We start from the raw sequence: 14,554 nt of genomic DNA on the forward strand, positions 1-14,554 counted from the left end.
AAAAGGTTGCCTTTGAAGACTGAATTACTATCAAGAGAAAGTGCGATAAAGAAAGTTTTACTAATAACTTTCTTCCTAAATATTGCAGTCGCTCTAATTAAGCTCTTTGCTGGTATTCAATTTGATTTTCTCTCTCTTAGATCTTCTGGGATTGAATCACTTTTTGATGGCTCTTCAAATATCTTAGGTTTAATCACCATAGCAATCGCTGCAAAGCCAAGTGATCGTAGACATAACTACGGCCATTATAAATTTGAAAACCTTGGAGCACTAATTATTGCTCTAATGTTATTTGGTTCTTCAATTAAATTAGGTATTGATTATCACGACTTTGTTTTTTCAGGGGAGCAGACCAGAGGTTTATTCGGGGCCATCCCAATATTATCAATACTCATCTCAATTGCAGTAAGTGCATTTGTATCAAGTTATGAAGGTCGAAAAGGGCGAGAGTTAAATTCTAAGATTTTAATTGCAGATAGCGGGCACACGTTCGGTGATATGGTCATTAGTATTGGTGTTCTTATCTCAATCGTTTGTGCTAAGTTTGAAATCTTTATTGTCGACTATATTGTTGGTGGACTTATTATCTTCTACCTCTTTTATCTAGCGATTCAAATTACATTAGATAACTTAAATGATCTCCTCGATGTATCACCAGTTATTAAGGATCGTTATCTAAAAGCATTAGAGGATATGCAATATGTCCGTGATATACATGAGTTTAGAGCGCGTGGAAATACGACCTGGATGCAAATAGACTTTCATCTTCTACTTGATCCTAAGCTCTCATTAACTAAGGCCCATGAAATTTCACATGAGGTTGAAGATCGCTTAAGATCACTACTTAAGGATTATTGTCGCGATATTGATATTTTAATCCATATTGAACCAGATGATGAGACTCACGAGGACTAAATGGATTTAGGTAAAGATAAAAATATTAGAAAAATTGGAAATATTCGATTGGTTCACGGGGCCACTCATAAAGAATTAGGCAGCATTTTCTCTGAGGCGGCCCATTTAATGTCTGAAATAGTCCATGGCAATCTCATTCATTTCAAATACGATGAACTCTATCTTCTCGTTAGTAGGGATGAAAAGCAGGACTTAGAGTATATTGTAGGGATTCCTATTATAGGTAATATACAGAATAAGAATCTTATAACTAAGGATCTAAACTCTGGAGATATTGAAAGTGTAGAGATTGGCCTAGAAAAGTTAAGAGAATATAAGAAGATTTCTGAGTTATTTAATGATTTAGGTATAGATGAGGACTATTTTTTACGAATATCTTCACATGAAGGGGATTATCAGGTTTTTTATGAGAAATATCTCCTTCATTAATGTATACTCGAGGAATATTTTTTGTTATGTTTGCAATCACAATTGTAAACTATTAGAATTGTATATGATCAATTCTTGATATTTATTTATTATGAGACCAACCGCTAATAATTGGTCTTATTTCCGGAGGTGTTTTATTAGCAACAATTTTAAAGGTGGAAGGGGTAGAAGAAAAGAGAGAGGCCCTAGAACGAATGACCAAATCAGAATTCCAGAATGTCGTCTAATGAGTGATGAAGAACAGTATGGAGTCGTTTCTATTGATAAGGCACGTGAAATTGCTGAAGAACTTGGCGTAGATCTCATCGAGATCGCACCAACAGCTAAGCCACCTGTTGTAAAGCTAATGGACTACGGTAAGTTTAAGTACGAACAACAGAAAAAAGCTGCTGAAGCAAAGAAGAAGCAAGCTAAGGTTCAACTTAAAGAAATTCAGCTGCGTCCAAATATTGAAGCACATGATCTTGAAACTAAGCTTAAGAAGGCCTACAAATTCCTTGAAAATGGCGACAAAGTAAAATTTGTTATGCAATTTCGTGGACGTGAAATGGCCTATAAAGATATGGGGAAAGAGAAGTTTGAGTCGATTCTTGCAGGAGTTTGCGAAGAAGCCTCAGCTGCTATTGAGTCTCCAATTAAGATGATGGGGAATCGTATTATTACAATCGTTGCCCCTGTTAAAAAGAAATAACTCTTTTTCATATGTAAGTGCCTGATTTTACGTCAGGCACTTCTTCTCATATACTTCCTAAGTGCCTGATATTTTTTTACTAAAAGATGATTATCCTTTGCATTAAGTGTGCAAACCTGCTACAAATATGCACTTATAGTTTTGTTATATTTTGTTGAATTCTCGATCTGTGTTTTAACACAGAAAAATTTAAGGAGTATTTAATGCCAAAAATGAAAACAAGAAGAGCTGCTGCTAAAAGATTTAAGCCAGTAGGTAACGGTAAGTTCAAAAGAAAAAGAGCAAACCTAAGACACATTCTTGAAAAGAAACCAACTGATGCGAAGAAAAGAGCTGGTAAAACAGATTACGTTCACGCTTCAGATACTGGTCGTGTAAAAAGAATGTTACCTTACGCTGCAAAAAACTAAGCGCAAGCAATTCAAAAATTAAGTTGGTCGAAACTATAAATCGACAAAACAATTTGTTTTTTTAACCTGATTTTTGGGAAGTACAAGAGTTGACGATTAATGAGTTAACCCCCAAACGTCAAAAAAATGGAGTAAATTATGTCTAGAGTTAGAAGAGGTTTTAAAGCAAGAGCGAGAAGAAACAAGGTTCTTAAATTAGCGAAAGGTTTTCACTTTTCAAGAAGAACTAAGTACTATCACGCTTCTGAAACAGTAAAAAGAGCATTACACTACAGATATATCGGTAGAAGGCTTCTTAAAAGAGATATGAGAAAGCTTTGGATCGTTAGAATCTCTGCAGCTGCTAAGCTTCTTGGTACTTCTTATTCAAAGTTCATGGGACAGCTTAAGAAGAACAATGTTGAAATCAACAGAAAGATGCTTGCGGAAATCGCTGCTAGAGACTTTGAAGGATTTAAAGCAATCTACGAATCAACAAAGTAATTCATTAAACTATTGATTTAATAAAATAAAAAACAAAACTATATAACAGGGCCTCTTTATGAGGCCTTTGTTATTTATCCCTCTATAAATTTCACTTTTACTTTTCTTTCTTGCTTGTGATCTCGAAACTCACAAAGATAAATTCCCGACCATCTGCCAATATCAAATTCTCCATCTTCAATAATTAGGGTCAGTCCTGTTTGCATAAGAATAGACTTCATGTGTGAAGGTGAGTCATCTGGGCCTTCTGCCGTATGTGTGATGAAGTTTAAGTCTCTTGGAACAAGATGTTTTAAGAAGTTTTCCATATCTTCTTTTGCACTTGGATCAAATGCTTCGTTAACACATAGTGCCGCGCTAGTATGTAGAATTTGTAAAACAAGGATTCCATCACGCTCTTGTGGGTTAAGTTCTTTTGCGCAGTGACGAATTTCTTTTGTAATATTATAAAAGCCTTCCCCTGATGTGTTTACTATCTGCGTTTTTATAGGCATCATTAAACTCCAAACATTTAATATTATTAATAATAAAAGAATTATATATGACTTTATTCTCCACGCTATTAAAGCAGCTCAGTATAAAAGACTTTTTCGATATGGGAATTGTCGCTTTTATGATCTATCAAGTATTAAAGATTGTAAAAGGTACCAGAGCAATTCAAGTATTATTGGGGATGGTTTTTTTGGCCATTCTCTACTTCTTAGGAATTAACTATAATCTCTACACAGTTAATTGGATTCTAGAACACTTTTTTGATTATATCTTCATCATTTTCATCGTTATCTTTCAAGATCAATTAAGAGCAGCACTTGCGACTGTTGGTACTGGACGTAAAATGTTTAACTTCTTCGATCGTTCTCCTGTTAATTACGACCTTGAAGAAGTTATAAAAAGTGTCACGGCATTATCAAAAGAGAGAACTGGTGCACTAATTGTTGTTGAAAGAAAAAATGGACTACAAAATTATATCGACACTGGAACTGTCTTAGATGCTCAGGTTCACTCTGATTTAATTTATTCAATTTTCCAAACGATTTCTCCACTTCATGATGGAGCAATCATTTTACGTGCTGGAAAGATTCTGGCCGCTGGATGTTTTCTTCCTCTATCTAAGAATATTGAAATTGACCGCCACTTTGGTACACGCCACAGGGCCGCTCTTGGTATCTCAGAAGTTTCAGATGCTATTGTAATTATCGTTAGTGAAGAGACTGGAAAAATCAAACTTTGCTATAATGGAGAGTTCTTATATTGTCATAACGAAAACGAATTACGTGTACTTCTTAAGAAAGCTTGGTCAGGTAAAAGGCTTGATTCACAAACTCATCTTACAGGACAGGGAGTTTAGAGATGTTACGTAAAATTGAAAATAGTCGACTATTTGAGTTCTTACAAAATCAATTTCTTATCCTAACAAGTTTAGCGCTGGCCGTTTTTCTATGGTTCTACGTTGTAAACTCAGAGCCAATTGAAACTGAGAGGATCTATAATCTAAGTGTGCTTCCTGCAACAAGTGTTGATGTTACATCTGTTTCTGCAAAAGAGATTCACGTCAAACTAAAAGGTGCGAGGGCCTTTTTAAAGGACTTTCATGGTGATGATCATTTAAAGTTTCAAATTGATTTGAAGAAATTAAAGGTAAAGCGCAATACTAAAAGAATAAAGTATACGATTAAGGATAGTGATCTGGTTGTCCCTTTTGGTGTTGAAGTCGTAGAAATTTCTCCAAAATATGTAACCATAAACCTTGATAAACTCATTTATAAGAATGTCCCAGTAAAATTAAATTATACAAATAATCTCCCGAAGGACTTGAAGCTTATTTCGGCCGATGTTCAGCCTTCTAAAGTTAGAATTGAAGGAGCAAGAGATATTATGCGAGGAGTAGGGCTTGTTAAAACTCGTATGATTGATCTATCTGAGTACACTGGACAAGGTGAGGCCCAAGTTGAACTTGAAGAGCTGCCAGACTTCTTAAGATACGGGGAAAAGAATATCGTAAAGTTTAAATATGATATTAGGCCGCAAAAGGCCAATTTAACATTAAAGAATATTCCTATTCTTTTTGTCGCACCTAATATTAAATTTCGCTCTCGAGTGAGAAAAGTTTCCCTAGATGTATTAAAGACAGGAAATGATAAAATTAAAGAAAGTGATATAAAGATTTATGCAGATATTCCTGCAGATATGGGTAAAAGTGCAAATATTCGTTTAAGGGCAGAGCTCCCTGATGATGTGCACTTATTAAAAATACACCCAGAAGTAATAAAAGTGAGTCGTTAAAATGAGTGAAAGAAAATTATTTGGAACAGATGGAATTAGAGGAAAAGCTAATATTTACCCAATGGTTCCTGAGATCGCAACGGCACTAGGCCGTGCAGTAACATTTTATTTTCAAAAGAAAAATGAAAATAAGAAAGCACCTCTAATTATTATCGGAAAAGATACCCGTTTAAGCTGCTATATGATTGAACAAGCTTTCTCTGCTGGAGTACTTTCTCAAGGTGGACGAGTTATTTTTACGGGACCTCTTCCAACTCCTGGCGTGGCTTTTGTTACGACTTCCATGAGAGCAGATGCTGGAATTATGATCTCGGCATCACATAATGACTTTGATGATAATGGAATTAAAATATTTGATGCTCATGGTTTTAAGCTTCCTGATGAAGTTGAGCTTGAGCTTGAAGAACTAGTATTAAATCCTAAGCTTATCCCGCCAAAGGTTGGTGGTGAAATTGGCCGTGCTAAGAGGTTAGAAGGTGTTGAAGGACGATACGTTGTTCACGTGAAATCAGCAATTGCTGAAGAATGTGACCTTACTGGAATGAGAGTCGTTGTAGATAGTGCCAATGGTGCTAGTTATAAAGTCGCTCCTCTTGTTATGAGTGAGCTTGGAGCAGAAGTTTTTTCAATTGGAGTAAATCCAAACGGTGAAAATATTAATTTAAATTGTGGAAGTCTTCATCCTTCAGAGGCTGCAAATGAAGTTGTAAAGCTTCGTGCTGACATTGGCTTTTGTCTTGATGGTGATGCTGATCGTATTCAGGTGATTGATAAGAACGGTGGACTAATTGATGGTGACCGACTAATTGGAATTTTTGCTAAGTTACTTCTAGATCAAGGTAAACTTAAAAAGGGAGACACTGTTGTTGGTACAATAATGTCGAACTTAGGACTTGAGAATTATCTAAAGAAACTTGGCCTTAACTTTCATCGCACTAAAGTTGGTGATCGCTATATCATGGAATATATGAAGAGCGAAAATGCCCTTTTAGGTGGTGAGCCTTCTGGTCACATCATCTTCCTAGAGCATGCAACGACAGGGGATGGAACACTTGCTGCACTTAAGGCCATTGAAGCAACTTTTTACTTTAAGAAATCAATCAATGAACTCTCTGAAGAAATTGAATTATATCCTCAAATCCTTAAGAATGTTTCAGTTTCTCAAAAGAAAAGCATTGAAGAGATGCCTGGCTTTGAAAAAGAATTAAGAGCTTGTGAGGAAGAGCTTGGAAATGAAGGGCGTGTTATTTTCCGTTATTCAGGAACAGAGCCTCTTGCTCGAGTTATGGTTGAAGGAAAGAGCAGTGCTCTAATTGAAGCGGTATGTGATCGTCTGGTTGCCGCTCTTAAAAAGGAAATAGCGTAATGAGTACAAAGAATATAGCTAGATTAGGTGTTAATATTGATCATGTTGCAACGTTAAGACAACAACGCGATGAAGGTTATCCAAGCGTTGCCGATGCAGCTGCTCATGTATTAAAGGCCGGTGCAGATCAAATTACAATCCACCTAAGAGAAGATCGAAGACATATTCAAGATACTGACTTAACAAGTGTTATGGCCGTAACAAAACGCTATGAAAAACCACTTAATCTAGAAATAGGATGTGCCAAAGAGATTGTTGAGATAGCAGCAGACTTTAGGCCAGAATGGATTTGTCTTGTTCCTGAAAAGAGAGAAGAGAAGACAACTGAAGGTGGTCTTGACCTATTGAGTGATAACTTTTCTAAGGTACAAGATTCAATGAATTATCTTCGCGAAAAGACACCAAATACGAAAATTTCACTCTTTGTAGAAGCTGATACTAAAGTAATGCAAAGATGTATTGACTTGAAAGCTGATGCTGTAGAAATTCACACAGGTGCTTATGCAATCGACTTTTTAAAAGAAGGTGACTTAAATCCTCATTTAGAAAAATATGTTCAATGCTTCAATTATCTTAAAGATAGTGGGGTTTCCTTCCATGCTGGTCATGGCCTTACGATGGAGAGTGTAAAACCTCTTTTAGAGCAGGGTTTATTTGTAGAATATAATATTGGTCACTGGATTGTATCTCAGGCCGTCTTTAGCGGAATAGCTAATGTAACTTCTGATATGCTTAATTTGTTTAGAAACCATCCAATTAAGTAAGGAATGCTTTTCCTTTCGTTGCTTTAAAAATTTTAATCGTTGAAAATATTCTTAAATGAATTTTAAGGAGAAACCGTTGTTTGACTACAAAGACGTTAGACATTGGAAGAAAGTTTACCAAAGCGATATTTCAAATATTATTGTCGAATTAAAAGAATCATTAAAAGAGCCAGCAATCGTTGTTTTAAATGGGCCAGTTGGTGCAGGTAAGACAACTTTTACAAATATTTTTCTTGGTGAAGATAATTCTGGATCTCCAACATATTCTCTAATCAATGATTGCGGAGAAGTTGTCCATGCTGACTTCTATCGTCTTGAAACAGCAGAAGAGATCATGCATTTAGAACTTCCTATGTACTTAGAAGAAAAGAAGTACTTTCTAGTAGAATGGGGAAAAGACTATATTCGTGATATTTATCGTGAACTCTCAGATGATTTCCATTATTTTCAATTAGACATTGAAAGCAATGAAGTTAAAGATGGACACGATGAAGCCTCAAGAAACTACTTTCTGAAAAAAATTATTTTTTAACATCTTCTAACAAGTGGGCAGAAATAACCGAGTAAGTCTGTTTTTAAATAGATTTACTTGCTTCTTTTTCACCTTCAAGTGTCTGAATTTATTAGCTTTCTATAGATATATTAAATGAAAAATATTTTTTCATAATAATTGATTAAATCGAGTTGACTTTAAGTCTGATGGGCTGACATAATATTTAGGAAGAAAGATTTTATAGATAAGGTCTTTCAAGGAAAGGATAGCATGGAAAGCGACTCCTGATTAGCACACACTTGCTTAAAGTATAAAAAACTAATTTTTTATTTAACATTTGGATTTATGGAGGAAGACCAATGAGACTCACTTCGAAAGGACGCTACGCAGTTAGAGCAATGCTTGATCTAACTACAAACAGCAACGGTAACCCTGTTAGACTACAGGAAATTTCAGAAAGACAAAACATTTCACTACACTATCTTGAGCAGCTTTTTAGAAAGCTAAGAAATGGTCAAGCAGTTAAGTCTGTAAGAGGACCAGGTGGTGGTTATGTTCTTGCTCGTTCGATGGAAGAAATTACAATTAAAGATGTTCTTGAATGTGTTGGTGAAAACATCAACCCTGCTAAGGATATTCTTGGAACAGAAGCTGAACAAGCAAATACAGTAGAGTTCCACTTATCAAAGAATTATTTCCAAAACCTTGGTTTCATTATGAGCGAATACCTATCGACAACTTCTTTAGGTGACCTTATTAGAAAATCAGGTGAGGTTGAGTCTGAAGTAAGAGGTAACGAAGAGCGCACTAATGAGCAACCTTCACAAACAGTTGAAGCTCAAACTCAAAGCACATCAACAGAAAGTGCATTTAGCGAGTACGCTTCAGGAATCAGATCAGGCTTAGGTGAAATTAATCAATAATTGTCTTTATCTAGATTATAATGCTACGGCCCCCTTAGTGAAACCAGTTGAAGATTGGCTCGCTAAGGGGGCCGCATGCTTTGGTAATCCGGCCTCTACCCATCAATTAGGTAGAAAGTCGAAATCTCTTATCAATGCAACAATAGATACAATTCAATCCACTTTTAATGCTAAGGAATACGATGTCTTCTTTCACTCAGGTGCAACAGAGGCCATTAATAGTGTTGTAAAAGGCTTTAGCTTCAATTCATTAAAAGCAAAGAGGCCATTTCATGTTCTATGCTTTGACAGTGATCATTCTAGTATGGTCAATCAAAGAGAGCACGTAGAGATATTAGGTGGTACGTTTCAAGTTCTAAATACTAAGGATGGTGACTTCAATAAAGAAGAAGTTATTAAGGCCTTAAAAGGACTTGAGGGTGATAAGCTTATTAATTTCACTTACGTAAATAATGAAAGCGGTGTTGTTTGGGATTTAAATGAAGTGTTGGAGATAAAGAATGAGACAGGTGCAACTGTCCATATTGATTGTGTTCAACTTGTTTCTAAGGTTAAAGATTGGCAAAAGCTTCCTTTAGGTCTTGATTACTATACATTTTCTGGCCACAAATTTGGTGCCATGAAAAGTGTTGGCTTTACCCTTATCTCGACAAAGTCTAATTGGACTCCACTTATACGTGGAGGCGGTCAACAAAAGGCCATGCGTTCGGGAACGGAGAATGCATTTGGTACAAATACTATTAAGCTAGCTCTTGAATACAATCTTGAAAAATTTGATTACGATAAAGTAAATAATGCCAAAGTCGAAATTGAAAAATGGTTATTAGAAAACTTTAATAATGAGATTACGGTAATAGGTGCTAATGCTAAAGGCCGTAATGCCACGACAATCTTCTTTAGTATAGGTGATCGAGATATTAATACTCTTATGATGGCACTTGATATGGCCGGTATCTGCGGATCAAGTGGCTCAGCATGCGCATCTGGTATCATAAAGCCTTCTCGAGTGGCAAAGGCCTATGGATTAGATGATATTTCTTCGACTAATGTTCTACGATTATCTCTTTCTCCGTTCACAGAAAACTCTAGTGAGATCATTCAAAAGCTAGAACCCGTTCTATCTAAATTCCTAAAATAATCTCCGCATGATGCAATGCAATGTGCGCTTTGGCATCAAGGAACTATTTTGAAATGAGTTCATTTTGACCTCAGGACGCATTATGCACCTCGATTAACTATTTGAATTTACTTGAGTGAATCGGTTCAAAAGTTGGCACGTGCATTGCTTTAATTAAAGTATCAATGGTTGGATGGCCTTGGTTCTTTAAAAAGAGTCCCACTTAACACTTCTACCGACCATGCTGAAAAACAAGAATTTGTTTTTTTCTCTTGCTCTAAAATCCTACCTTTTCTTTTAAAGTACAAGCCAAGGCCCCATTTTTATTTTGCACCAGAATCAATAAGAATATTTATACACTCTTCATTTCCATTTCTCTTGGCATAATCAAGTGCACTTTTATTGTGAGTATCTTTCATATTTAAATCGGCCCCCGCTTCAATTAGGGCCATAAGAATTTTAGGGTTACAATTTAAACTCTTATCCATTGCCATGGTAAACTTTCGATTATTAAAGATTATATTTGGATTTGCCCCTGCTTTTAATGCATGAATAACTTCTTCGTCATCCTCCATCGCTAGGCTTGCAATTAAGGCCTCATCAAAGTTTTTATAATTGCTATGATTTCTTATATTAGTGCGCTCTAATTCTTTTCTACTCTCTCTTGAGATTTCAATAGGAACAGGAGACTCGAACGTTGTATTAGCGGCCTTTGTTCCGTTACGAGAAATATAAGTAGCAAGACCTATAAAAAATATGACAAGTGGAATGGTAAGTTTATTCAAGTAGCACTGCCTCTGATAATTTTAGTGGGAAGAATTGTTTTGGCCTTTTGTAGATAAGAGGTTTTGCTCCTCCAAATTCTTCAATTAAATATTCTGTCATAAGATCTTGAACAATTTTTGCATTATATTGTTCGCTTCCATTGGCCTTATATACATGATGAAAGAAGCCAAAGAATATATCTCCTGATTTCGTCTTTAGCTTACCTGCTAGAGACTTTGTATTCATTAGAGTTCCTGTCTTGGCCATTATTGATCCTAGGTTTCGACGTGCATTTAAGCGATTTGCCAATGTTCCTATATCAACTCCAGCAACTGGTAATATATCGCTAAGTCCTTTACCATAGTCTGCTAATTCTAACTCTAATTGTTCATATGCTTTAACTATAATTGCACAAGTTGCGTAATTATCAACACGCTCATCATTGATCTTTGAGTCTAGGCCTGAGCCTGTGTAGAGTAGTGCATGGGGCTCTTGATCTTTAAATCCAATTCGTTTTTGGTAGTAGTCGTTTCCAAATGATTCTTCAGCTAAATTTTCTAGAAACCAGTCTCCATATGATCTTGCGCCAAAGCTTCGATAAGTTATATCTGCAAGCCAATTATGCGACACTGAGTTTTGATACTTAAGATAAGTCAGCAGTTTTGGAGCAGTCAGTGTGAAATTGTAATTATAATCAATCAAAGGAATTCTTGTGCTGTAGAAAACTCTTTTAGTACTCATTTTGTAATCAGAATATCTTGAAGAGATTCCAAGCTCGTTAAGTATTTCAACCGGAGTATTTTTTAGAAATCTTCTTAGTCTCGATTGAATGTCCTTATTAGTATCTAAATTGAAATATTCTTTAAGTTGCTCAATATTATATTCTTTTGAATACCATGCTTCGCTCATACTCATGCGTGAGTATAGGGCAATTGCAAATATTGGAGTGTAGTTATCAAAACTTAAATTATCTAGTTCTGTTATTCCCAAAGCATTTAATCTGCCTATGAGATAGAAGATTTTATCTTCGTTAAACATGCCATCATCAGATCCAATAAGATGTATATTTCTTCCATCGGAAATGACTTCTGTTTGATGCTCATAGTTTGGGCCTTGTGTTTTTAAGGCCATAAGACTTGTTAGAGGTTTTGAAGTGGATGCTAGCCTCGCTTTTAGATGGGCCGTTTTTCCGTATATTTCTCCATTGTAGAGATAGCAAAATCCATGCTCCTTGCTATCAAGGCCAAATTCTTTAGAGAGCTCTAACCATTTATTGGCAATCCCATTGTGGATATTAGCATTTATACTAATGGCAAAAAGGAAAATGGATATAAGTTTGAACGAATTCATGAAGGGGGATTCTAGGTAATTTGGTCTCTTCGGTCAAGAGCTGATGTCTTTATGCGTTATTAAGATTTTCTTAAAGTTGTGCTTTTAGAATTGGTAGAATTGATGCCAATCCATTTGTTATCATTTCAACAGACATGGCCAGGAGAAAGAGCCCCATGACACGTGTTGTTACATTAACACCAAGTTGGCCAACTTTTTCACTAATTGTATTCGCATTGATCAGAGCAATGTAGATACATAGAACGGCAAGAAGTAGGATCGGAATACTTAAGGCCCAGTCAATTGGAGACGTCAGTTTTTGCGCGTAGATGATAGTCGTTGATATGGCCCCTGGTCCAGCAAGAAGTGGAATGGCCAAAGGTACTATTCCAATTTCACGAATTGAATCGTCGTCCATTTCATCTTGCGTAAGTTTAGATTCAACGTCTTTTGCATTGATCATGGAAGTTGCCATGGAGAAAATAAGTATACCTCCTCCTACAGTAAAGGCCCCTATTGATATGCCAAAGAAGCTTAGGATTTTCTTTCCAATGAATAGAGAGATCACAAGAGTAACAAAGACGGCAATGGAACAAACTCGCACCATACTCTTTCTTTGAGTCTTTGAAAGATTCTTTGTTAGTCCCATAAACATTGGGAGTGCTCCAATTGGATTAACAACAGAGAGGAGGGCAACAAAGAATGAGATCATGTGAGCAGTTTTCATATCTAGATTATGACTGCTTTCAATAAATATTCAAGTTAGATTTTTTACGTATGTTATAATTTTATAAACTAATTTTGGGGGAGACGTGATTCTAGACTTTTTAACATTCAGAGGACATGGAGCGCGAAAAGAGTTTCTGATATTTGGGCTTATCTTTCCAGTAGTGATGACTCCAATTGTAATCTTCGGGCCTATTGCTGCTTTTCCTGGTGATAAAGGAGGGCTTTCTATGTCACCGTCTGGAGAGGTCTTGTTTGCTATTTTAATATGCTTTACTTTCTATATTCTAATCAGTTCATTTGTTAGAAGAACTAGAGATATATTCGGTAGATTCATGCCAGAGTATATATTGCTTGCTCATGGAACAATGATGATACCAATTATAGGACAACTTTTCTTGGCCGCATTTCTTGTTCTTTGTCCTGGTTTTATTTCAAGTGAATATACAAGAGTTGCTAAAAATAAGTATGTATTAAAATTCTTCTCCAATCGACTCGTTTCGATTTTAGTTTCTTTTTTTGTTTTTCCTATCGCACCGGTTTTATTTTTTGTCGCTCAGTACTATTACAATTTAAGTAATCTGTAAAAAATAGGTACGTCGATACTTTTCGACATTTCATAATGTTATGTGTTTAAATTTTGTTTTTTTATCATCTGGAAAGCTATTTCTATGTAACAAGAAGCATATTAGTAGGGTCCCTAATACAAAAGTCTAAAAAGAATAACTTTTATTAATATTAGATGCTTTAAAACTAAGCTCAATTGTTACTGTCTTGTGTATGTGATTGAAGTGTCGAAAAGTATCGATGTACCAGTTTGCTAATTTTAGCTGCGCTAAAATATCGCTTAAATTACGTGAGCTTTCCCATTGCTCCAGAGGCAACAAAGCCGGGCTTGAACCCGGCTTGTTGAATTAAGTATATTAGCTAAAGAATGGGGAGCTGTCGACGCGTCCAATAGTCTGCCTTTGGGCAGACAATGCCGCGTCTACTCATCAATTTTATCCCAATCTAGATCATTTGAAATCGTTACACCGGAAATTGTTTTTTGAACATCCTTTTTAATAAAAGGGAAGTTGATTGCAGTCGGGTTAAAAGGCTCTAGAACTCCTTCTTCTAACACTTCATCAAAAGCGATAAAGATTGATTTTGGAGAAGCTTCAACTAAGTGTGAAAAGTAGAAGTCTTCAGGAAGCTCTGGAATATCAATTTTGATATCCTCTTCTTCACGCCCTTCTAAGATTGCTTCATTCATTGCCGCTTCTGCTTGTAGTGCCATGATTTGTTTAACTGGAGACTCTTCAGTCGTGTCACGAACAATAATTGATCCTTTGATATTTGCAGGATTTAGATTCTTCGTTAGGTTCCAGCTAGCAATATTGAAGAAGTCTAAATAGAAAGTAGACTTTCCATATTTGATCTTTCTTGGAATCTGTAATTGCTGTAAGAATTTACGCGTTGATTCATCTTTTGACTTACGAGCAAGCTTTTGCGCCAACTTCGCATCCTGAACTCGAATGATGTAAGCTCCGGCCTCTTTTGTCGATCTAAATAGCATATATTGGAACGCCACACTAAAGAGGGTATATAATTTATGTTGGGCCAAGTGTACTAATTGTGCATCGCTTTCAACTAGTGTTTTTACTGATTCGTACAGATCTTGTTTGCTTAACTGTGAAGACATACGTTTATTCCTTAATTTTAGTGTGAAAATTTTTTTAAGAACTACGTCATTTTTTGTCAACCGCTTTTATCAAAAATAAATACTTAAATATTCTTTGTTTTGGCCGTAAAAAAGCCTTATAACTCGTTGACTTGAATGGCTTTTTTCTCTAATATGCAACACTGATTATTTTGTAT

General features: G+C 35.8%; 18 protein-coding genes. 13 read left to right on the forward strand and 5 right to left on the reverse strand.

The genetic code is table 11. From position 1 onward, the window contains the following. Positions 1 to 12: 12 nt before the first annotated feature. From ACMAZI_RS07725 to rplT, 5 genes are all read left to right on the forward strand, one after another. Positions 13 to 915 carry a cation diffusion facilitator family transporter gene (locus tag ACMAZI_RS07725; protein WP_158536900.1) on the forward strand — a complete coding sequence of 301 codons (903 nt, stop codon included), beginning with the start codon at positions 13 to 15 and terminating at the stop codon, positions 913 to 915. Continuing rightward, complete coding sequence (locus ACMAZI_RS07730) at positions 916 to 1,344, forward strand: hypothetical protein (protein ID WP_120404911.1); 429 nt, start codon at positions 916 to 918, stop codon at positions 1,342 to 1,344. A gap of 91 nt (positions 1,345 to 1,435) precedes the next feature. Continuing rightward, positions 1,436 to 2,035 carry a translation initiation factor IF-3 gene (infC, locus tag ACMAZI_RS07735; RefSeq protein ID WP_255509247.1) on the forward strand — a complete coding sequence of 200 codons (600 nt, stop codon included), beginning with the start codon at positions 1,436 to 1,438 and terminating at the stop codon, positions 2,033 to 2,035. Positions 2,036 to 2,238: 203 nt separating this feature from the next. After that, positions 2,239 to 2,445 (forward strand): 50S ribosomal protein L35, encoded by a 207-nt coding sequence (rpmI, locus tag ACMAZI_RS07740; protein ID WP_115363003.1) that lies wholly within the window; start codon positions 2,239 to 2,241, stop codon positions 2,443 to 2,445. 138 nt (positions 2,446 to 2,583) lie between these two features. Beyond that, positions 2,584 to 2,928 carry a 50S ribosomal protein L20 gene (gene rplT, locus ACMAZI_RS07745; RefSeq protein WP_115363001.1) on the forward strand — a complete coding sequence of 115 codons (345 nt, stop codon included), beginning with the start codon at positions 2,584 to 2,586 and terminating at the stop codon, positions 2,926 to 2,928. Positions 2,929 to 3,002: 74 nt separating this feature from the next. Here rplT and ACMAZI_RS07750 read toward each other — a convergent pair whose 3' ends face one another. After that, positions 3,003 to 3,422: a secondary thiamine-phosphate synthase enzyme YjbQ gene (locus tag ACMAZI_RS07750; RefSeq protein WP_412473437.1), complete on the reverse strand. Its 420-nt coding sequence runs from the start codon at positions 3,420 to 3,422 to the stop codon at positions 3,003 to 3,005. A gap of 47 nt (positions 3,423 to 3,469) precedes the next feature. Here ACMAZI_RS07750 and cdaA point away from each other — a divergent pair, with 47 nt between their 5' ends. The 7 genes from cdaA (at position 3,470) to ACMAZI_RS07785 (ending at position 9,895) form a co-directional block, all read left to right on the forward strand. After that, complete coding sequence (cdaA, locus tag ACMAZI_RS07755) at positions 3,470 to 4,276, forward strand: diadenylate cyclase CdaA (RefSeq protein WP_115362997.1); 807 nt, start codon at positions 3,470 to 3,472, stop codon at positions 4,274 to 4,276. A 2-nt stretch (positions 4,277 to 4,278) separates the two neighbouring features. After that, entirely contained in the window at positions 4,279 to 5,211 is a 933-nt protein-coding gene (locus ACMAZI_RS07760) for a YbbR-like domain-containing protein (protein ID WP_120404909.1), read from the forward strand. Position 5,212: 1 nt separating this feature from the next. After that, positions 5,213 to 6,577, forward strand: coding sequence for a phosphoglucosamine mutase (gene glmM, locus ACMAZI_RS07765; protein ID WP_115362993.1), 1,365 nt, complete (start codon positions 5,213 to 5,215; stop codon positions 6,575 to 6,577). Next, a complete protein-coding gene (locus tag ACMAZI_RS07770; protein WP_115362991.1) occupies positions 6,577 to 7,341 on the forward strand; it encodes a pyridoxine 5'-phosphate synthase in 765 nt (254 codons plus the stop codon). Before glmM ends, ACMAZI_RS07770 begins: the two co-directional genes overlap by 1 nt. Before the next feature lie 76 nt (positions 7,342 to 7,417). Continuing rightward, the gene (gene tsaE, locus ACMAZI_RS07775; RefSeq protein WP_158536898.1) at positions 7,418 to 7,873 is read left to right on the forward strand and encodes a tRNA (adenosine(37)-N6)-threonylcarbamoyltransferase complex ATPase subunit type 1 TsaE; all 456 of its coding nucleotides are present in this window, start codon (positions 7,418 to 7,420) and stop codon (positions 7,871 to 7,873) included. A gap of 320 nt (positions 7,874 to 8,193) precedes the next feature. Further along, positions 8,194 to 8,757: an Rrf2 family transcriptional regulator gene (locus ACMAZI_RS07780; protein ID WP_115362987.1), complete on the forward strand. Its 564-nt coding sequence runs from the start codon at positions 8,194 to 8,196 to the stop codon at positions 8,755 to 8,757. Then, positions 8,741 to 9,895, forward strand: a complete 1,155-nt coding sequence (locus ACMAZI_RS07785; protein ID WP_412473436.1) for a cysteine desulfurase family protein — start codon at positions 8,741 to 8,743, stop codon at positions 9,893 to 9,895. Before ACMAZI_RS07780 ends, ACMAZI_RS07785 begins: the two co-directional genes overlap by 17 nt. A 302-nt stretch (positions 9,896 to 10,197) precedes the next feature. On the opposite strand, the gene ACMAZI_RS07790 is transcribed toward ACMAZI_RS07785, so the two are convergent. The 3 genes from ACMAZI_RS07790 to ACMAZI_RS07800 form a co-directional block, all read right to left on the reverse strand. Beyond that, complete coding sequence (locus ACMAZI_RS07790; RefSeq protein ID WP_412473435.1) at positions 10,198 to 10,659, reverse strand: ankyrin repeat domain-containing protein; 462 nt, start codon at positions 10,657 to 10,659, stop codon at positions 10,198 to 10,200. Further along, positions 10,652 to 11,989: a D-alanyl-D-alanine carboxypeptidase gene (locus tag ACMAZI_RS07795; RefSeq protein WP_412473434.1), complete on the reverse strand. Its 1,338-nt coding sequence runs from the start codon at positions 11,987 to 11,989 to the stop codon at positions 10,652 to 10,654. Before ACMAZI_RS07795 ends, ACMAZI_RS07790 begins: the two co-directional genes overlap by 8 nt. A gap of 70 nt (positions 11,990 to 12,059) precedes the next feature. Continuing rightward, positions 12,060 to 12,695, reverse strand: coding sequence for a MarC family protein (locus tag ACMAZI_RS07800; protein WP_120404904.1), 636 nt, complete (start codon positions 12,693 to 12,695; stop codon positions 12,060 to 12,062). 85 nt (positions 12,696 to 12,780) lie between these two features. Between ACMAZI_RS07800 and ACMAZI_RS07805 the strand changes: the two genes are divergently transcribed. Further along, positions 12,781 to 13,281, forward strand: a complete 501-nt coding sequence (locus tag ACMAZI_RS07805; RefSeq protein WP_412473433.1) for a hypothetical protein — start codon at positions 12,781 to 12,783, stop codon at positions 13,279 to 13,281. A 401-nt stretch (positions 13,282 to 13,682) separates the two neighbouring features. On the opposite strand, the gene ACMAZI_RS07810 is transcribed toward ACMAZI_RS07805, so the two are convergent. Then, positions 13,683 to 14,378: a hypothetical protein gene (locus ACMAZI_RS07810; protein ID WP_120404902.1), complete on the reverse strand. Its 696-nt coding sequence runs from the start codon at positions 14,376 to 14,378 to the stop codon at positions 13,683 to 13,685. Between the last annotated feature and the right edge of the window lie 176 nt (positions 14,379 to 14,554).

This window comes from Halobacteriovorax sp. YZS-3-1 (assembly GCF_047084945.1).
Lineage (GTDB): Bacteria > Bdellovibrionota > Bacteriovoracia > Bacteriovoracales > Bacteriovoracaceae > Halobacteriovorax_A > Halobacteriovorax_A vibrionivorans.